This is a genomic window from Duganella sp. BJB1802 (assembly GCF_013369445.1).
GTDB classification, from domain to species: domain Bacteria; phylum Pseudomonadota; class Gammaproteobacteria; order Burkholderiales; family Burkholderiaceae_D; genus Rugamonas; species Rugamonas vulcania_A.
Genome location: NZ_JABWEF010000004.1, coordinates 225,529 through 243,776 on the forward strand (window position 1 = coordinate 225,529; position 18,248 = coordinate 243,776).

The 18,248-nt window shown below is 66.1% G+C and carries 15 protein-coding genes; 8 read left to right on the top strand and 7 right to left on the bottom strand.

The window, feature by feature from the left end:
- Positions 1-32 precede the first annotated feature (32 nt).
- On the top strand, positions 33-485 hold the full coding sequence (locus tag HUX88_RS08725; protein ID WP_176361513.1) for a GNAT family N-acetyltransferase: 453 nt from the start codon (positions 33-35) through the stop codon (positions 483-485).
- Here the strand turns inward: HUX88_RS08725 and HUX88_RS08730 are convergent.
- Together HUX88_RS08730 and HUX88_RS08735 are read right to left on the bottom strand one after the other, a co-directional pair.
- Entirely contained in the window at positions 482-1,729 is a 1,248-nt protein-coding gene (locus HUX88_RS08730; protein ID WP_176361514.1) for a PAS domain-containing sensor histidine kinase, read from the bottom strand. The genes HUX88_RS08725 and HUX88_RS08730 overlap by 4 nt on opposite strands.
- The gene (locus HUX88_RS08735) at positions 1,719-3,095 is read right to left on the bottom strand and encodes a sigma-54 dependent transcriptional regulator (protein WP_176361515.1); all 1,377 of its coding nucleotides are present in this window, start codon (positions 3,093-3,095) and stop codon (positions 1,719-1,721) included. The genes HUX88_RS08730 and HUX88_RS08735 overlap by 11 nt, the downstream gene beginning before the upstream one ends.
- A gap of 191 nt (positions 3,096-3,286) precedes the next feature.
- On the opposite strand from HUX88_RS08735, the gene HUX88_RS08740 reads away from it, so the two are divergent.
- From HUX88_RS08740 to HUX88_RS08755, 4 genes are read left to right on the top strand one after another with little or no spacing between them, the layout of a single operon-like run.
- Positions 3,287-4,591 carry an efflux RND transporter periplasmic adaptor subunit gene (locus HUX88_RS08740; RefSeq protein ID WP_229219250.1) on the top strand — a complete coding sequence of 435 codons (1,305 nt, stop codon included), beginning with the start codon at positions 3,287-3,289 and terminating at the stop codon, positions 4,589-4,591.
- A gap of 31 nt (positions 4,592-4,622) precedes the next feature.
- Positions 4,623-5,303, top strand: a complete 681-nt coding sequence (locus HUX88_RS08745; RefSeq protein ID WP_161085091.1) for an ABC transporter ATP-binding protein — start codon at positions 4,623-4,625, stop codon at positions 5,301-5,303.
- Between the two features lie 17 nt (positions 5,304-5,320).
- Positions 5,321-7,711: an ABC transporter permease gene (locus HUX88_RS08750; RefSeq protein ID WP_176361516.1), complete on the top strand. Its 2,391-nt coding sequence runs from the start codon at positions 5,321-5,323 to the stop codon at positions 7,709-7,711.
- Positions 7,712-7,723: 12 nt separating this feature from the next.
- Positions 7,724-10,153, top strand: coding sequence for an ABC transporter permease (locus HUX88_RS08755; RefSeq protein ID WP_176361517.1), 2,430 nt, complete (start codon positions 7,724-7,726; stop codon positions 10,151-10,153).
- A gap of 61 nt (positions 10,154-10,214) precedes the next feature.
- Here HUX88_RS08755 and HUX88_RS08760 read toward each other — a convergent pair whose 3' ends face one another.
- Both HUX88_RS08760 and HUX88_RS08765 read right to left on the bottom strand, forming a co-directional pair.
- A complete protein-coding gene (locus HUX88_RS08760) occupies positions 10,215-11,069 on the bottom strand; it encodes an FKBP-type peptidyl-prolyl cis-trans isomerase (RefSeq protein ID WP_229219251.1) in 855 nt (284 codons plus the stop codon).
- 126 nt (positions 11,070-11,195) lie between these two features.
- On the bottom strand, positions 11,196-13,076 hold the full coding sequence (locus tag HUX88_RS08765) for a potassium transporter Kup (RefSeq protein ID WP_117012443.1): 1,881 nt from the start codon (positions 13,074-13,076) through the stop codon (positions 11,196-11,198).
- 202 nt (positions 13,077-13,278) lie between these two features.
- Here HUX88_RS08765 and rarD point away from each other — a divergent pair, with 202 nt between their 5' ends.
- Positions 13,279-14,154 carry an EamA family transporter RarD gene (gene rarD / locus HUX88_RS08770; RefSeq protein WP_117012442.1) on the top strand — a complete coding sequence of 292 codons (876 nt, stop codon included), beginning with the start codon at positions 13,279-13,281 and terminating at the stop codon, positions 14,152-14,154.
- 82 nt (positions 14,155-14,236) lie between these two features.
- Complete coding sequence (gene ettA, locus HUX88_RS08775) at positions 14,237-15,904, top strand: energy-dependent translational throttle protein EttA (protein ID WP_117012441.1); 1,668 nt, start codon at positions 14,237-14,239, stop codon at positions 15,902-15,904.
- Positions 15,905-15,953: 49 nt separating this feature from the next.
- Here ettA and HUX88_RS08780 read toward each other — a convergent pair whose 3' ends face one another.
- Both HUX88_RS08780 and HUX88_RS08785 read right to left on the bottom strand, forming a co-directional pair.
- Positions 15,954-16,541: an outer membrane beta-barrel protein gene (locus HUX88_RS08780; protein WP_117012440.1), complete on the bottom strand. Its 588-nt coding sequence runs from the start codon at positions 16,539-16,541 to the stop codon at positions 15,954-15,956.
- 181 nt (positions 16,542-16,722) lie between these two features.
- On the bottom strand, positions 16,723-17,328 hold the full coding sequence (locus HUX88_RS08785) for an alpha-ketoglutarate-dependent dioxygenase AlkB (RefSeq protein ID WP_176361519.1): 606 nt from the start codon (positions 17,326-17,328) through the stop codon (positions 16,723-16,725).
- 43 nt (positions 17,329-17,371) lie between these two features.
- On the opposite strand from HUX88_RS08785, the gene HUX88_RS08790 reads away from it, so the two are divergent.
- Positions 17,372-17,959, top strand: a complete 588-nt coding sequence (locus tag HUX88_RS08790) for a molybdopterin-dependent oxidoreductase (RefSeq protein ID WP_117012438.1) — start codon at positions 17,372-17,374, stop codon at positions 17,957-17,959.
- On the opposite strand, the gene HUX88_RS08795 is transcribed toward HUX88_RS08790, so the two are convergent.
- On the bottom strand, positions 17,956-18,222 hold the full coding sequence (locus tag HUX88_RS08795; RefSeq protein WP_229213088.1) for a hypothetical protein: 267 nt from the start codon (positions 18,220-18,222) through the stop codon (positions 17,956-17,958). The genes HUX88_RS08790 and HUX88_RS08795 overlap by 4 nt on opposite strands.
- Positions 18,223-18,248: the final 26 nt, after the last annotated feature.

Here is an 18,248-nt window from a genome sequence, read left to right on the forward strand (position 1 = left end):
AATCGATGTTTTGATCCGCATCGGGACGCGCAATGATTGAGTGGCAATGGCTGGCCTTTGAAGACATCCCCCGCCTGGACTGGTACGAAGTGCTGCTGCAACGCCAGCAGGTGTTCATCCTGGAGCAGACCTGTTTGTACCCGGACATCGACGGCTGCGATCCGCAGTGCCACCACCTGATGGCGTGGCGCGAGATCGACGGCAAGCGCACGCTGGTCGCTTACCTGCGTTGCGTGCCGCCGGGCGTGAAGTACGACGAGATGTCGCTGGGCCGCGTGCTGACCACGCAGGCCGCGCGCGGCAGCGGCATCGGCCGCGAGCTGCTGGCCAAGGCGATTCCGCTGGCCGAGGCGCTGCATCCCGGCCATGGCTTCCGCATCGGCGCGCAGGCGCACCTGGAAAAATTCTACGGAAGCTACGGCTTCAAGACGGTCACCGAGCCTTACGACGAAGACGGCATCCTGCACATCGACATGGTGCGCTAGAAGGTCAGCATGAAGCGCGCGCCGGCGCTGACCGAGCGCGCGTAACGCACCGTGCCGCCGTTGGCGTGCACCAGGTGCCGCACCATCGCCAGGCCGATGCCCCGGCCCTGCTTCTTGGTCGAAAAGAACGGCGTGAAGATGTGCGCGGCCAGCGTCTCCGGCACGCCGGGGCCGTTGTCGGACACTTCGATGCGCAGGCGTCCGCCCCGGCTCAGGCGCGCGCGCACCTGCGCTTCCGGCGCCTTGCCGGTGATGGCTTCGGCCGCGTTCTTCAGCAGGTTGATGAGCGCCTGCTCCAGCTGCCCCGGATCGATCATCACCGCCAGCGACGCCGGCTCCACCGAGAACGACACGCGTCCGCCCCGCTCCTGCCACTGCGGCGCGATCAGCATGGACAGGCGTTCGAACAGCTCCTCCAGCAGCACGCGCTGCGGCTGCGCCTGGGGCACCGTGGACAGGCTGCGATAGCTGCCGACGAAATCCACCAGGCTGGCGGCGCGGCGCGAGATGGCGTCCAGCGCGGTGCCCAGGTCGGCGTGGATATCGGCCGGCAGGCCCGCCGCAGCTTCGTCCAGCAGGCCGCAGGCGGTGCGCGACAGCGAGGCGACCGGCGTCAGGGAGTTCATGATCTCGTGGGTCAGCACCTGCACCAGTTCGCGCCAGGCGTTGAGGGCTTCGGCTTCCAGTTCGCTCTCCACCGGCATCAGCGCGGCCAGGCGCTGAGGCGCGCCCTGCATCGCCAGCGCGGAGACGGCGACCAATGCGCGCTCCACGCCACGCTCGGTGTCAAAGCTGATCAGCTGTCGTTGACCGGCGGTTTGCGCGGCCAGCAGCTGGTGCAGGTCCTGCGGCGCGCTGGCGCGGCCGGGTGCGAGCAGGCGGCGCGCGCTGGCGTTGAGCGGCGCCACCGCGCCGGCGCCGGCCGCGTTCTGGATGCTGAACAGGGCGATGGGCGCGTGTTCGAGCCGGGCTTCCAGTGCGTGGATGGTGTCGGACAGTTCGCGGCCGGCAGATGCGGCGCCATGGAGCATGGTGCTGTCCTGCGTTTCCATGCGCGGGGCGCGGGGGGCCAAGCGGCGCAGGCATTGCCACAACGCGGCGGCCGGCACCAGCGCGGCCAGGCCGCACAACACGATGCGGCGCGGCTCGGGCGTGGCGGACATGATGTCGGCAACGGCGGTCAGCGCCATCAAGGCGACGACGCTGGCCACGGCGCCCAGCTTGAGGGCGCGCTCAGATGCCATGCTTGCCCAGCTTGCGATACAGCGCTGCGCGGCTCACGCCCAGCGACTTGGCGGCGTGGCTGATATTGCCGTTGAATTGGGCCAGCGCCGAGGCGATGGCCTCGCGCTCCAGCGCGTCGAGGGTCATGTCGCCGCTGATGGAGCCGCGCGCGGAAGCGGCAACGATGCCCGGCGAGACGATGAAATCCGCGCCGCCGTCCAGCGCCGCCATGCCGGCCCCGAGTCCGAAATCGCTCAAGGAAAATTCGGTTCCCTGGCCCAGGATCACGGCGCGCTCGCAGGCATGGCGCAGCGCGCGGACATTGCCCGGCCAGTCGTGGCGCAGCAAGCCGTCCATCGCAGCCGCGCTCACGTTGCGTGCCGGCCGCTCGTACTGCAGCGCGTACAGGTTCAGATAATGCGTCAGCAGCAGCGGAATATCCTCGCGCCGCTCGCGCAGCGGCGGCACGCGGATCACGATGGTGTTCAACCGGAACAGCAAATCCGGCCGGAACACGGCGGGATCGAACAGCCGCGCCTCATCCAGATTGGTCGCGCTGACGATGCGAACGTCGATGGCTTCCGGCTTGTCGGCGCCGATCGGCGTCACTTCGCGCCGTTCCAGCGCGGTCAGCAGCTTGGCCTGCGCCGCCAGCGGCATATTGCCGATTTCGTCCAAGAACAGCGAACCGCCGCGCGCGGCCTGGAAGCGCCCCGCCCTGTCGGCCTTCGCATCAGTGAACGAGCCTTTGCGATGGCCGAACAACTCGCTCTCGAACGTCGATTCCGGCAGCGCCCCCATGTCCACCGCCAGCAGCGTGCCGGCCGCGCGGCGCGACAGCGCATGGATCGCGCGCGCCACCAGCTCCTTGCCGACGCCGTTCTCGCCCAGCACCATCACGTTGGCCTCGGTCGGCGCCACGCTGGCGATCAACGCCTTCAGCTCGCGCATCGCCGAGGATTCGCCCATCAGGTCGGGCGTCGTCGCGGCCGGGCCACGCATCGCGGCGCGGCGGGCCAACGCCTGGTCGATGGCGGCCACAAGCCGCGCGTTGTCCCACGGCTTGGTGATGAAATCGCCGGCGCCGCGCTTCAACGCTTCCACCGCCAGCGGCACGTCGGCGTAGGCGGTCATCGCGATCACGGCAGGCGGCTGCGCCTGGGAGCGCAACAGGTCCAGCACCGCCAGCCCTTCTTCGCCGTCGATGGAGCCGGGTGTGAAGTTCAGGTCCAGCAGCACCACGTCCGGCACGCCCTGCGCCAGCAAGGCGGGCAGGCCCGCCGGATCGCACAGCGTGGCGACCTTGCCATAGCGTCGCCGCAGCAGCAACTGTGCGGCAGTGGCGACATCGGCGTCATCATCGAGTATCAATACGTAAGCGGACATGCAGGCATTCTAGCAGCCGCTCACCGGCTGTGGACATGGCTTGCGGCCGCGCGCCGCACACACACGCGGCAAGTGTTCGGTTCCGAACACCGGCCGCTGTTCATAAGCGGACACCGAATGCCCGGCGCCGGCCAGACAGGCCGTCAATACAGGGTTTTCCGGCTTGGCACAGCGCTTGCTGTATGGCCGGTATGCACATCAAAAAAAATATCGGTCCCACTCCAACTCACCTGCCATCCAGCGGCGCGGCGATGGACGTGGTCGTGCCCCGCAAACGCGGCAAGACCATCGCCATCGGCCTGGCGGCCACGCTGGCCGTCGCGGCGGCCGGCTACGGCCTGTGGGCCTGGATGCCGCGCGGCCTGCAGGTGGACGGCGCCGACCTGCGCATCGGCCAGGCGGAACGCGGCATCTTCGTCGACGAAATCGTGGTGCGCGCCAACGCGGAGCCGCTCAATTCCGTGATACTCGACTCGGTCGAATCGGGCCGCGTCGAGGAAGTCTTCGCCATCGACGGCACGCTGGTGAAAAAAGGCCAGCTGCTGTTCCGCATCTCCAACCCGCAGCGCAACCTGGAGCTGCTGGCGCGCCAGTCGGAACACGCGGTCAGCATCTTCAACCTGTCCAACCTGCGCGTGGCGCAGGAAGCCAGCGCCAGCGACCATCAACGCCGGCGCGAGGATCTCCAGTTCGCGCTGGAGCAGGTCCGCAAGCAGCACGAGCGCAATGTGCGGCTGGCGGCGCAGGGCTACATCTCCGCCGTCGCGCTGGAGGAATCGGCGGACAAGCTGCAACAGCAGCGCCGCCTGCTGGCGCAGGAGGAACGCGCCTCCGGCACAGAGGAAAACGTGCGCCGCAGCGCCGCGACGCAGTTGGAGACGGCGATCGAGGGCCTCAACTCCGGCCTGAAACTGGTCTCCGCCACCGTCGACGCGCTGGCAGTGCGGGCGCCGGTCGAAGGCCGGCTGACCAACTTCCGCCTACAGGTGGGCGAATCGATCAGCACCGGCAAGAACATCGGCCGCATCGACGACCCGGCGCGCTTCAAGCTCTCCGCCAGTGTGGACGAGTACTACCTGAACCGCATGGCGGTGGGCCGGCACGGCAGCGTCAAGCAGGATGAACGCAGCTTCGCGGTCGACATCCGCACCATCTACCCGCAGATCAAGGAGGGCCGCTTCATGGTGGAACTGGTGTTCACCGCCGGCCAGCCGCCGGTGCTCAACCCCGGCCAGAGCCTGGACGCGCGCATCACGCTGGGCGAGCCGGCCAAGGCGCTGCTGCTGCCCAACGGCGCCTTCATCAACGACAGCGGCGGCGCCTGGGTCTATGTGCTGGACGCGGGCGGACGCACGGCGCAGCGCCGCGCGGTGCGGGTCGGACGCCGCAACAACAGCCAGCTGGAAGTGCTCGAAGGCCTGGCCGCCGGCGACAAGGTGATCCTGTCCAGCTACGCGGCCTACGGAAATTCACCACGGCTTCAAATAACGCAGTAAATTCCCATAACCACCAACAGAGGCAAACCCCATGATCAAACTTGTCGGCGTCAGCAAAATCCATCAGGCAGGAGAAATCCAGACCACCGCGCTGGATCGCATCGACCTGGAAATCGAAGCGGGCGAATACGTCGCCATCACCGGGCCTTCCGGCTGCGGCAAGTCGACCATGCTGGGCATACTGGGCCTGCTCGACGTGCCGAACCACGGCGAATACTGGTTCGAGGGCCAGAATGTCGCCGGCTGGAGCGAATCGAAACTGAACCAACTGCGGCGCGGCCGCATCGGCTTCATCTTCCAGAGCTTCAACCTGATCGAGGAATTGACGGTGTTCGAGAACGTCGAACTGGCGCTGGAGTACAACGGCACGCCGGCGCGCGAACGGCGCGAGCGCGTGACGGCGATGCTCGCCAAGCTGGGTGTCGGCCATCGCGCCTCGCACCGGCCATCGCAGCTGTCGGGCGGCCAGCAGCAGCGCGTGGCGATCGCGCGCGCGCTGGTGGCCGGCCCCGCCGTCCTGCTGGCCGATGAACCGACCGGTAACCTGGACACGGCGCACGGCGATGAAGTCATGCGCCTGCTGCGCGAGATTAACGCCGAAGGCACGACGGTGGTCATGGTCACGCACTCGCCGGACCACGCCGCGCAGGCTTCGCGCACATTGAATCTGCTGGACGGCCGCATCATGGTCGACGTACTGCAAGCCGCTTAAGCGTCAGGATCACACCAATGAACCTGCGCGATTTTCGCATAGGCTGGCGGCTGCTGTTGCAGCAGCCGGCCTACTCCGCCGTGGTGATCGGCGGTCTCGCCATCGGCTTCGCAGCTTGCTTCCTTCTGTTCGGCTTTGTCGAATTCTGCCTCAACTTCAACAGCGCGATACCGGACAACGACCGCGTGGTCGTGATCAAGCAGCGCATCAACGTCTTCCCGCGTCCGGAATGGCAGGCTTGGGCCTTCATTCCCTTGCGCGATATCGCCATCGCCAGCGGCCTGGTGTCCGAGGCCAGTGTCGCCAAGCCTTTGGACTCGCCACTACGCGCCGGCAACGAGCTGCGTGCGCTGGACCTGCAAGTGGTCGATCCCGCTTTTCGCACCATGTTCGGCATCGCCGCCTTGCAGGGCGACTTGAGCGCGGCGCTGACGCAACCGGACGGCCTGGCGTTGACACGGACCGGCGCGCAAAAGCTGTTCGGCGCCAGCCCGGCGATCGGGCAGACCGTCACGATCGACGGCACGGTACTGCAGGTGCGGGCGCTGATGCCCAACCCTCCGGCCAACAGCAGCCAGCAGTACGAGGCATTGGTTGGCACCGCCAGCAGCGCATGGCCGGAGCGCGAGACCGCGATCAGCAAATGGGGACGCGGCACGGTCTACATGAAGCTCAAGCCCGGGGCGTCGATGCAGGCGTTGACGGCGCTGCTGCAGGAGGCCAGCGAGAATTCGCCGACCAACCAGCGGGTGAAAAGCAGCGGGATGGGCAAGGGCCTGAACGGCCGCAACGTGGCCGATATCAGCCTGCTGCCGCTGCGCGACGCCTACTTCGACGAGGGCCTGGCCAACAGTCGTGCGGGCGAGGAGTATGGCCGGCGCAGCAGCGTCTTCGGCCTGGCGGCCGGGGGCTTCCTGATCCTGCTGCTGGCGGCGATCAACTACGTGAACCTGGCGACCGTGCGTACCTTGCGCCGCCAGCGCGAGATCGGCATCCGCAAGCTGCTGGGCGCCAGCGCGGCGCGGCTGGTGCGCCAGTTCCTCAGCGAGGCGGCGCTGACCTCCGTGCTGGCCGCCGCCGCCGGCCTGGTGCTGGCGTGGCTGCTGCTGCCAACGTTCTCCGATCTGATGAACCGTCCACTGGCCGGCATGTTCACGCCCTTGCGTTGCCTGATCGCGTTGGCGTTCGGGTTGTTCATCGGCGTGTGCGCCGGCGCTTATCCCGCCTGGCTTGCGCAGCATGCGCTGCCGGGACCAGCTCTCGCGGGACGCGGCAACGGCGAAACCGCCGCCGGCTTGTGGGTGCGGCGCGTGCTGACGGTGCTGCAGTTTTCCAGTGCGATGGCGCTTTCCGCGACGGCGCTGGCGGTCGGCTGGCAGACGTATTTTGCCAGCCACGCCACACCCGGCTTCGATCCGGCCCACCTGCTGGTGCTGAACCTACCGTCCTATGGGGACGACAAGCAAGCCGCCGTCGCCTTCATGGAACAAGTAGCCCGGCTGCCGCGCGTCGAAGGCGTGGCCTCCATTTCGGAAGCGGTGGGCCGTGACGGCATGAAGCTGACCAACACGGTGACGACGCGGGATGGCCGCGAGATCCCGTTGGAGGGCAAAAACGTCAGCGCCAACTGGTTTGAGCTGGTCCGCCTGAAGGCCTTGCACGGACGCGTATACAACGCGGTGCAGGATGTCGATTACAGCAAGGTCCCGCGCGTGGTGGTCAACACCGCCGCCGCGCTGGCGCTGGGCTATGCGTCGCCGCAGGAGGCGGTCGGCCAGGTGGTACCGGGCGGCATGGAGATCGTCGGCGTGGCGCCGGACGTGCGCTTCCAGGGACTGCACCAGCCGTCGAAGGCGGTCGTGTATTTCGTCCGTCCCGGCGGCGTGGTGATGGTACGCACCGGCGACAGCCTGGAGACCGCGTACGCCGCGATCGAACCGGTATGGCGCCGGCACTTCCCCAACGCCATCATGGAAATGAAAACGCAGCAGGCGGTGCTTGAAGAACGCTACGGCACTGAAAAGCGCCTGATACGGATACTGGCCGCCACCAGCCTGATAGCAATCGCGCTGGCGGCGTTCGGCATCTACGTGCTGTCCGCCTACAGCGTGCAGCGCAGCCGGCGCGAGATCGTGATGCGCAAGCTGCACGGCGCCGGCCGCGTCGACATCGCGCTGATGATGGGCCGCGAGTTCTCGGCGCTGGTGGGCGCCGGTGCGTTGATCGGCCTGCCGCTGGCGGCGGTGGCGATCCAGCGCTACCTGGCCGAGTACACGGAGCACGCGCCCATCGGCGCCTGGACGCTGGCGGCCGCGCTGGCGATGGCGATGCTGGTGGCGCTGCTGGCCACCACCCGCCACACGGCGACCGCCCTACGCATGTCCCCCGCGCTGGCACTGCGCGACTGACCGGAGAACAAAATGAAACCAAGCGACTTTCGGATCGGCTGGCGCCTGCTGCTGCGCCACCCACTACAATCGGCCGTGGAGATACTCGGGCTGGCGACCGGCTTCGCGGTCTGCTTCCTGCTGCTGGGCTTTGTGGCCTACTCCTTCAGCTACGACAAGGACGTGCCGCAGAGCGAGCGGGTGTTCGTCATCAAGCACCGGCTGAACTTCATCCCGCAACCGCAATGGATGGAATACACGCCGTTCGCGCTGCGCGAGGTGGCGCTGCGCAGCGGGCTGCCGCTGGAGGCCAGCGCCTGGTGGCCGCGCAAAGCCACGCTGCAACTGCAGGGACGCACGCAGGAACTGGACGTGACGGCGGTCGATCCGGCCTTCCAGTCCATCAGCGGCCTGCCCGCGCTGGAAGGCGACCTGCGCGCCGCGCTGACCCGGCCCGACGGCCTGGCCGTGACCCGGCAGACCGCGCTGCGCCTGTTCGGCACCACGCAGGCGCTGGGACGCACCATCGAAATCAACCACCAGGCGCTGCAGGTGCGCGCCGTGCTGGCGGACCGTCCGGCCAACAGCACGCTGCAATTCAATGCGCTGGTCGGCTTGGACAGCGCGCTGTGGCCCGAGAAGGAGCGGCAGGAGGCGATGTCCAGCTGGATGAGCATCGGTGGCCGCATCTACGTCAAGACCGGTCCAGGCACCACGCCACAAGCGTTGCAGCGGGTGCTGCAGGACACGATCGACCGCGCGCCGTGGGACAACCTGGCGACGCCGGAAATGAAGGCGGCGCTGGCCAAGCGCAAGATGGTCGACATCGCCCTCGGCCCGCTGGCCGACGCCTACTTCGACCGCAGCGTCGCCAACACCATGGGCGCCGGCCCGCGCGGCGACCTGCGCGTGGTGCTGGCGCTCGGCGCCACCGGCCTGCTGATACTGCTGCTCGCGGTGGTCAACTACGTCAACCTGGCGACGGTGCGCGCCTTGCGCCGCCAGCGCGAGATCGCCATGCGCCGCGTGCTGGGCGCCAGCACGCATCAGCTGCTGACCCAGTTCATGGCCGAATCGATGCTGCTGTCCACAGCCGCCGCCGCGTTGGGGGTGCTGCTGGCGTGGCTGCTGCTGCCGCTGGCCTCCGACCTGCTGGAGCGCTCGCTGGACGGCGTGTTCACGCCGGCGGCGGTCGGCGCTTGCCTGCTGTTCGGCGCCCTGGTCGGCGCGGCGGCCGGCGTCTATCCGGGCTGGCTGGCGCGCGGCGTCGACATGAACGCCACGCTGGCACACCGCAGCGGCGAAACCACCGGCGGCGTGTGGCTGCGGCGCGTGCTGACGACGGTGCAGTTCAGCGTCGCCATGAGCATGGGCAGCCTGGCGCTGGCGATACTGTGGCAGACGCAGTTCGCCTCCGCAGCGCCACCGGGCTTCGATCCCGCGCCGCTGCTGGTGGTGGAGATGAAGGACAACCTGCGCGACAGCTCCGCCGCCCGCTCGCTGCGCGACGCCATCGCGCAGCTGCCCGGCGTGGCGGGCGTGGCCGACAGCCGCGACGTCCCGGGTCGCGACGACATGACAGGCACGCACGGCAGCGGCACGTTCCTGCGTGTGGACGGCAGCAGCACGTCGCTGTCGATCCATTTTGTGGGGCCGGACTTCTTCAACGTCTACGGGTTGAAGGCGCTGGCTGGGCGCATGTTCGATGCGCGCATCGAAGGCGCCGCCGCCGACGGCGAGCAAAACGTCGTGATCAACCAGGCTGCAGTGCTTGCGCTGGGCTGGCCGTCCGCGCAGCAGGCGCTGGGACAACGCATCGGCGGCACACAGTTCCGCATCATCGGCGTGGCGCCGGATCCGCGCTGGGAGACGCTGCGCGATCCGGTGCGTCCGACCCTGTACCAGATCGCCCACGACAACCAGCTGCTGACGGTGCACATGCGCGATGTGCCGGACGCGCGCAACCGGGAGGCGCTGGAGCGGGATATCGCCGCCGCCTGGAGCCGCTACTTCCCGGCCAGCGAACCGGTGATACGCGCGGCCGGCAGCTACTACGCGCAAGCCTATGCCGAAGACGTGCGCGTGGCCAGGCTGCTGGCCTGCGCCACGGCGGTGGTGTTCGCGCTGGCGGCATTCGGCATCTACGTGCTGGCGGCGCACAGCGTGCAGCGGCGCGCGCGGGAGATCGTGCTGCGCAAGCTGCACGGCGCCGGGCGCGATGCGATCGCGGTGCTGGTCAGCCGTGAATTCCTGCTGTTGACGGCTGCCGCGGCGGCGGTGGGCCTGCCGCTGGCGTGGCTGGCCATCGAGCGCTATCTGGCGGGCTTCGCCGAGCGCTCACCGCTGGGCGGCTGGGCGCCGGCGGCGGCGCTGGCGTTCGCGCTGCTGATCGTGACGATGGCCACCATCCGGCACACCGTCGCCGCCATGCGTATAGCGCCGGCGCAGGCGCTACGAGACTAGCCGCAACGCGGGCGAAAAAAAAGCAGCCGATGGCTGCTTTTTTTTGCGCGCGAACTGGCTTTTATTTAACGCCAACGAGCACGATATCGAAGATCAGCGTGGAGTTGGGAGGAATGGTGTCATGCTGTACCGCGCCGTAACCCAGGCCAGGCGGAATCGTCAACGTGCGCTTGCCGCCGACCTTCATACCCGGTATGCCTTGGACCCAACCGGTGATGACATTGGTATTGGTCAGCACAAAATCTTGCGCCGCAGCGCCAATGGTGGTTTGCACCAGCGGGCCGCGCAAATCGGCGCGGGTGCCATCGTACAGATACAGGGCGTAGTTCGCGGTCACCGTCTGGCCGGCGGCCACCGTGGCGCCGGTACCCACCAGCGTATCGACCGATTGCAGCGTCGTCGGCGGAGGCACGACCACCGGCACGGTGCCCTTGACGACATTGACCAGCTCAAAATCGTAGACCATCGGCGAGTTGGCCTTGATCGCCACGTAGCCGTATGGGTTGGGGTTCGGCACGTCGCGCGTGCCGGCGCCGTACACTAGGGCGGCAGGCAGGATGGCGGTGCGTTTGCCGCCGATTTTCATCGCGGCGAAAGGCGCCACGCCGAGGATGGACTGGTCCCAGCCGGTCACCACGCTGCCGACACCCACCGTGAACGGCGTGGCTGGCTTGCCGGTATCGACCGAGCTTTCCACTTTGGAGCCTTTGAAATCGGCCTTGGTCGAGTCGTACAGGTAGCCGGTGAAGTTGATCACCACCAGGTCGCCCGCCGCCGCCTGGGTGCCGGTGCCGACCACGGTATCGGTCAATTTAAAGTCCGGCTGCGGCACCACCACCGCCGTCGGGGTTTTCGCGCCGCCGCCGCAGGCGGTCAAGGCCGCTACGCAGGCAACGGCAGCAATATATTGAAACATCGATTTCATGATTACCTTAGATGTGTGTTCGTATTGGTCCCACTTTCGGAGCAGAAGTTTAGCAGACCGCGCCGCTTCCGCTCCGGGCGCTACATTCGGTTACATCATTTAGCGCCGGGGACGTATTTAAATTTCCACTTGCGTGCCAAGTTCGATCACGCGGTTGGTGGGAATCTGGTAGTAGTCGGCGGCGCCGCGGGCGTTGCGCGACATGGTCACGAACAGGTGCTCGCGCCAGGTCGACATGCCGGCGCCGGGGGTCGAGATGACCGTCTGGCGGGCGATGAAGAACGAGGTCTCCATCATCTCGAACGGCAGGCCGAGGCAGTCGCACTGCGCCAGCGCTTTCGGGATGTCCGGTTCGTCCTTGAAGCCGTAGTGCACATTCACCTGGTAGCACTGGTGGCCCAGGTCCGTCACCTTCACCTGCTCGGCCTCCGGCACGAACGGCTCCTCCACCACGTGCACCGTGAAGAACACCACGCGTTCATGCAGCACCTTGTTGTGCGACAGGTTATGCAGCAGCGCGTGCGGCACGCCATCGCTCTCGCCGCGCAGGAAGATGGCGGTGCCGTACACGCGCGTCGGCGGCGCCACGAACAGCGAGGACAGGAAGTCCTCCAGCGGAATCGCATGCTTCTGCAGATTCTGGAACACCAGCTCGCGGCCGCGCTTCCAGGTCAGCATCACCGTGAACAGGATGATCGCCAGCAGCAGCGGGAACCAGCCGCCGTGGAACAGCTTGAGCGAGCTGGCCGAGAACAGCAGCAGGTCGATCACGATGAAGAAGCCGGTGGCGGCAAAGCACAGCCACAGCGGCAGGTGCCAGCGGTAGCGGATCACGAAGAAGGTCAGGAAGGTGGTCGCCAGCATGGTGGCCGTTACCGCGATGCCGTAGGCGCCGGCCAACTTTTCCGACGAGCCGAATCCGACCACCGCCATCAGCACCACCGACAGCTGCAGCCAGTTGACGATGGGGATGTAGATCTGGCCGATCTCGGTGGCCGAGGTGTGCAGCACGCGCATGCGCGGCAGCAGGCCCAGTGCGATGGCCTGCTTGGTCATCGAGAAGGTGCCGGAGATGGTGGCCTGCGAGGCGATCACCGTCGCCACGGTCGACAGCGCGACCAGCGGGTAGACGCTCCAGGCGCCGAGCTGCTGGAAGAAGGGATTGGCGATCGCCTCGGGATGGGCCAGCAGCAGCGCGCCCTGGCCCAGGTAGTTCACCGCCAGCGACGGGAACACGATCATGAACCACGCGACCCGGATCGGCCGCGCGCCGAAGTGGCCCATGTCGGCGTACAACGCCTCGGCGCCGGTGAAGGCCAGCACCACGGCGCCCAGCGCGACGAAGGCGATCATGCGGTTTTCAAACATGAAGCGCAACGCGTGCAGCGGATTGAGCGCCCACAGGATCTGCGGCGCCTGCACGATGTTGATCAGGCCCATGACCGCCAGCGCGGCAAACCAGACCAGCATCACCGGGCCGAACCAGCGGCCGATGCCGGCCGTGCCGTGGCGCTGCACCGCGTACAGCGAGACCAGCACGATGATGGTCAGCGGCACGATGTACTGCTCCAGCCCCGGCGTGGCCACTTCCAGACCCTCGATCGCGCTGAGCACCGAGATGGCCGGCGTGATCACGCTGTCGCCGTAGAACATGGTGGCGCCGATCACGCCCAGCAGCATCAGCGGATAGTGCCAGCGCGGTGCGGTCTTGGTCACGGAATTGAGCGCCAGCGCCATCAGCGCCATGATGCCGCCCTCGCCGCGGTTGTCCGCGCGCAGCACCAGGCTGACGTATTTGAGCGAGACGATCATCGTCAGGCCCCAGAAGATGAGCGAAATAATGCCCAGCAGGTTGTTGCCGTTCAGGGCCAGGCCATGTTCGGGATCGAAAATGGTTTTGAGGGTGTAGAGGGGACTGGTACCGATGTCGCCGTAGACGATGCCTACTGCTGCCAGCGTCAGGGCGACGAGGCTGCTTTTCTTATGTTGCTCGGTCAAGATTGCACCTGTTGTTGTTTTGGTGCATTGCACAATAGGATAAGTATTTGCAAAAGGCAAGGAGATTTTCGCATGGAAGGACGTTCCAAAAATTCAATATCGCCAGTGTACGCTGCTGCGGGCCGAAGCGCGAGGCCGCACAGCGACGGTGCGCCAGATCGGCGATAATGGCAGACCTTGTCTCCGTCCCGCCGTCCTTCCCATGAACATTGGTATTGTTTACGCCACATTCGCGTTCTTTTGCTGGGGCTTGTTCCCGCTGTACTTCCACGCCATCGGCGAGGTGCCGGCGATGGAGATCCTGGCGCACCGCATGCTGTGGTCGCTGTTGTTCCTGGGCCTGGTGCTGACCGCGCGCCAGCAATGGAAGTGGCTGCCGCAGGTGTGGCGCAAGCCGCGCGTGCTGGCCAGCTTCGTCGCCTCAGCGGTGCTGCTGACGGCCAACTGGTTCGTCTACATCTGGTCGGTCAACAACGGTCATGTGATCGACGCCAGCCTGGGCTATTTCATCAATCCGCTGATCAACGTGCTGCTGGGCTTGCTGGTGCTGAAGGAAAAGCTGCGCCGCGGCCAGTGGATCGCCATCGGCGTGGCGGCCAGCGGCGTGCTGTGGCTGACCTGGTCGGCCGGCCAGCTCCCGTGGATCGCGCTGATCCTGGGCCTGACCTTCGGCGGCTACGGCCTGCTGCGCAAGACCGCCGCGCTGGCCGCGCTGGAGGGCCTGTCGCTGGAGACCCTGCTGCTGTTCCCGCTGGCGCTGGCGTATGTGCTGTGGCTGACCGCGCACGGCCAGAACACCTTCCTCAACACGCCGTACGACAGCACCCGCTGGCTGCTGGCGGCGGCCGGGCCGATCACCGCGATACCGCTGGTGATGTTCGCGGCCGGCGCGCGCAAGATTCCGATGTCGGTGCTGGGGCTGCTGCAATACCTGTCGCCCAGCATGCAGGCGCTGCTGGGCGTGTGGGTGTTCCACGAGACCTTCCCGCAGGCGCGGCTGATCGGCTTCGTCATCATCTGGGCCGCGCTGGCGCTGTACGTGGCCGAGGGGCTGTGGGCCTCCCGACGCGCTAAATAGTGGGCGGGCGGCGGGATTTATCGTATCCTGTCGTCCTTCCTTGCATTTCCATGCAATTAAAAAATTCTGACTGAGATTCTCAATGGCAAATTACGTCTATACCATGAACCGCGTGGGCAAAATCGTCCCGCCCAAGCGCCAGATCCTGAAAGATATTTCGCTGTCCTTCTTCCCCGGCGCAAAGATCGGCGTACTGGGCCTGAACGGCTCCGGTAAGTCGACCTTGCTGAAAATTATGGCAGGCATCGACACCGACATCCAGGGCGAAGCCGTGCCGATGCCGGGCCTGAACATCGGCTACCTGCCGCAGGAACCGCAGCTCGATCCCGAAAAAACCGTGCGCCAGGAAGTGGAGTCGGGCCTGGGCGAAGTGTTCGAGGCGCAAGCCAAGCTGGAGGCCGTGTACGCCGCCTACGCCGAGGAAGACGCCGACTTCGACGCGCTGGCCACCGAGCAGGCGCGCCTGGAAGCGATCATCTCGACCTCCGACGGCGGCAACCTGAACCTGCAACTGGAAATGGCCGCCGACGCGCTGCGCCTGCCGCCCTGGGACGCCAAGATCGGCGTGCTGTCCGGCGGTGAGAAGCGCCGTGTGGCGCTGTGCAAGCTGCTGCTGTCCAAGCCGGACATGCTGCTGCTCGACGAACCGACCAACCACCTGGATGCCGAGTCGGTCGAATGGCTGGAGCAGTTCCTGCTGCGCTTCCCTGGCACCGTGGTCGGCATCACCCACGATCGCTACTTCCTCGACAACGCCGCCGAGTGGATCCTGGAACTGGACCGCGGCCATGGCATTCCATGGAAGGGCAACTACTCGTCGTGGCTGGACCAGAAGGCCAACCGCCTGAAGCAGGAAGAAGCCACCGAATCGGCGCGCCAGAAGGCGCTGGCCAAGGAACTGGAGTGGTCGCGCCAGAATCCGAAGGCACGCCAGGCCAAGTCCAAGGCCCGCCTGGCCCGCTTCAACGAGCTGAGCGAGTACGAATACCAGAAGCGCAACGAGACCCAGGAGATCTTCATCCCTGTGGCCGAGCGCCTGGGCAACGAAGTGATCGAGTTCAAGAACGTGTCGAAAGCGTTCGGCGACCGCCTGCTGATCGACAACGTGTCGTTCACCATTCCGCCGGGCGCCATCGTCGGCATCATCGGCCCGAACGGCGCAGGTAAGTCGACCCTGTTCAAGATGATCGCCGGCCTCGACAAGCCAGACAGCGGCGAAGTGGTGATCGGCCAGACCGCCCGCATCTCGCTGGTGGACCAGAGCCGCGATACGCTGAGCGACAGCAAGACCGTGTTCGAGGACGTGTCCGGCGGCGCCGACATGCTCAGCGTCGGCCGTTTCGACATGCCGTCGCGCGCCTACCTGGGCCGCTTCAACTTCAAGGGTTCGGACCAGCAGAAAGTGGTCGGCAACCTGTCCGGTGGTGAGCGCGGCCGCCTGCACCTGGCCAAGACCTTGCTCAAGGGCGGCAACGTGCTGCTGCTGGATGAACCGTCGAACGATCTGGACGTGGAAACCCTGCGCGCGCTGGAAGATGCGCTGCTGGAGTTCGCCGGTTCCGTGCTGGTGATCTCGCACGATCGCTGGTTCCTGGACCGTATCGCCACCCACATCCTGGCGTTCGAAGGCAACTCGCAGGTGACCTTCTTCGACGGTAACTATCAGGAATACGAAGCCGACAAGAAGAAACGCCTGGGCGAGGAAGGCGCGAAGCCGAAACGCATCCGCTACAAGCCACTGACCGTGTAAACGACGAAGGCCACCGCAAGGTGGCCTTTTTTATTTCCGCTAGCTGAACTTAGAAGTTGTAGCGCACGCCGGCGGTGATGGCGCCGTTCTTGCGGCCCAGGTCGATGTTGTTCTTGCCGTAGTTTTCATACTCCAGCGAGACCTTCACGTTCTTGTTGATCGCGTACTCGGCGCCGACCGAGCCGTACAGCGCGGTCTTGTTGCTGTCGCCCGTGACGGAGGCGATGCCGGTGGTGGTGACGTCGTTGTGGTTGCGTGCCACGCCCAGCTTGCCGAACAGGGCGACCTGGTCATTCACGGTGTACGTGCCCTTGCCGGCGATGTACAGCGAATCCGCCTTGGTCTGCACATGGCCTGGCGCGCCGCCTACCGTGTAGTCGTAACCCTTCTTGCCGAAGTCGGTGTAGCCGCCTTCAATCGCCCAGGTCTTGTCGAAGTTGTAGCCGGCGAAGATCTTGCCGGTGGCCTTGTCGCCGCTGCGGTCGGAGGTGCTGGTCGCGCCGGGCACGTCGAATTTGTAGTGGCTGCCCACGACACCGGCGCCGATGTAGGCGGTGCCGGCGTCATCGGCGGCGTAAGCGGAGGTGCCGGCCAGGGCGGCAGCGGAAGCAACTAATGCGAACAGAATTTTTTTCATGGTCTTGGATCTTTCAGCAGTGATTGTTGGACTTGCTTGGGATCGCAGTTCTCTGAATTGCGATGAAACCAAGATAGCACTCACGCCAACCCCTGTCCGCACCGATTTAGTAAGAAGTGTGACAGGATGTAAGCCAAATTATGGATGGCTTAAATAAGATTTCACCAAACTTAAGATCAGCTTAAGGTTCGCGCAGGATGTTGCGGAAAGTGAGGTTGATGCGCGGTCCGCGTGGCCCGCGTTCGCTGTTGATGCCGTGCAGCCAGTGATGCTGCAGGCTGCCCGCCATCAGCAGCAGGCAGCCGTCGCCCAGCGCCAGCTTGACGGTCTTCGGCAGGGTCCGGTGCTTGAGGATGAAGGTGCGCGGGTCGCCAAAGCTGACCGAGGCGATGGCGGGATTGCGGCCCAGCGCCGGCTCGTTGTCGGCATGGAAGCCCATGCGATCGCGCTCGTCGCGGTAGTAGTTCAGCAGCAGGCTGTTGAACTGGCGGCCGGTGGCCTGCTCGACTGCCTGTTTAATGTGCAGCTGCAAGGGCGTGAACGGCAGCGGATGGAACACCTTGCCGGAATAGCGGTAGCGGGCGTCGCCATGCCAGGCGCTCAGGCGCGGCTGCATGTGCAGCTTGCCCCAGACCTGGATCTGTTCCGCGCGCCAGTCGGTCTCGTCGAGCAGGCGCTGCATGACCTCGGCCGGCGCCAGGTCCAGCGCCAGCCGCTGCTGGAACCACAGTTCGCCATCCTCGATCGGGATGGGCATCAAGGCGCTGTCGTCGGCAAATAAGTCCATGCGCGGTATCATACCGGCACTACGTCAACCCGGAGTATGCCCTATGAAAAAACGCCAGTTCCTTGGCCGCGCCGCGCTCGCCGGCATGGCCGCCGCCGCCCTGCCCGCATCGCAAGCCGCCGCCGCGAACAATGCCGGCCCGGCGCTGCTGACCGTCACCGGCGCGGTCGGCAAGGTCAACCGGGGCCGCTTCGATCCGGTGCGGGACCAGATGATGTTCAAGCAAAAGCTCAGCTTCGACAAGGCGCATGCCTTCGACTTCGCGGCGCTGGCCGCGCTGCCGGCCATCACCATCCAGCCGACGCTGGAATACGACGGCAAGGTCCACACGCTGCGCGGCCCGCTGCTGCTGGACGTGATGCGTGCGGCCGGCGCGTCGCTGGGCGACGCCGGCAAGCTGGTGTTGCGTGCGGTGGATGGGTATGCCGCCGTGGTCACGGTCGCGCAGGCGCGCGCGCAGCGCTACATCGTCGCCACCCATCTGGATGGCGCGCCGATGGCGCTGGGCGGGCTGGGGCCGCTATGGGCGGTCTACGATGCCGACAAGGTCCCGGAAATGGCGGCCAAACCGCTCGCTGAACGGTTTGGTTCCTGCCCATGGGCCCTGTATCACATCGAAGTGCAGGTTTAAGCGTAGGCTTCGGCCAAAGTCATCACACGTGGCGCGATGGTGATGCCGATGCCGCTGAACAGCGCGGTGATGGCGGCCATGTTGGCTTCCATCTCTTCGGCTTTCCAGCCCTGAAACAAGTCGGTGCCGTCTTTCTGGAAGTGCAGGTCCAGCACCTTGCCGCGGTCCTTATGGGTGTAGCCGCCGCTGTAGGTGTTCTTGAAGCCCATCGCGGCCAGCGCGGCCAGCACTTCGGCCGGCGGATTGTCCGGATCGGTGGCCATGAACACACCAAAGGTTTTGCCGGGTG

Bases quoted from the DNA above. Each gene is read 5' to 3' on its own strand.
- HUX88_RS08725 (WP_176361513.1), top strand. From the start codon at position 33: ATGATTGAGTGGCAATGGCTGGCCTTTGAAGACATCCCCCGCCTGGAC.
- HUX88_RS08730 (WP_176361514.1), bottom strand. From the start codon at position 1,729: ATGGCATCTGAGCGCGCCCTCAAGCTGGGCGCCGTGGCCAGCGTCGTC.
- HUX88_RS08735 (WP_176361515.1), bottom strand. From the start codon at position 3,095: ATGTCCGCTTACGTATTGATACTCGATGATGACGCCGATGTCGCCACT.
- HUX88_RS08740 (WP_229219250.1), top strand. From the start codon at position 3,287: ATGCACATCAAAAAAAATATCGGTCCCACTCCAACTCACCTGCCATCC.
- HUX88_RS08745 (WP_161085091.1), top strand. From the start codon at position 4,623: ATGATCAAACTTGTCGGCGTCAGCAAAATCCATCAGGCAGGAGAAATC.
- HUX88_RS08750 (WP_176361516.1), top strand. From the start codon at position 5,321: ATGAACCTGCGCGATTTTCGCATAGGCTGGCGGCTGCTGTTGCAGCAG.
- HUX88_RS08755 (WP_176361517.1), top strand. From the start codon at position 7,724: ATGAAACCAAGCGACTTTCGGATCGGCTGGCGCCTGCTGCTGCGCCAC.
- HUX88_RS08760 (WP_229219251.1), bottom strand. From the start codon at position 11,069: ATGTTTCAATATATTGCTGCCGTTGCCTGCGTAGCGGCCTTGACCGCC.
- rarD (WP_117012442.1), top strand. From the start codon at position 13,279: ATGAACATTGGTATTGTTTACGCCACATTCGCGTTCTTTTGCTGGGGC.
- ettA (WP_117012441.1), top strand. From the start codon at position 14,237: ATGGCAAATTACGTCTATACCATGAACCGCGTGGGCAAAATCGTCCCG.
- HUX88_RS08780 (WP_117012440.1), bottom strand. From the start codon at position 16,541: ATGAAAAAAATTCTGTTCGCATTAGTTGCTTCCGCTGCCGCCCTGGCC.
- HUX88_RS08785 (WP_176361519.1), bottom strand. From the start codon at position 17,328: ATGGACTTATTTGCCGACGACAGCGCCTTGATGCCCATCCCGATCGAG.
- HUX88_RS08790 (WP_117012438.1), top strand. From the start codon at position 17,372: ATGAAAAAACGCCAGTTCCTTGGCCGCGCCGCGCTCGCCGGCATGGCC.
- HUX88_RS08795 (WP_229213088.1), bottom strand. From the start codon at position 18,222: ATGGCCACCGATCCGGACAATCCGCCGGCCGAAGTGCTGGCCGCGCTG.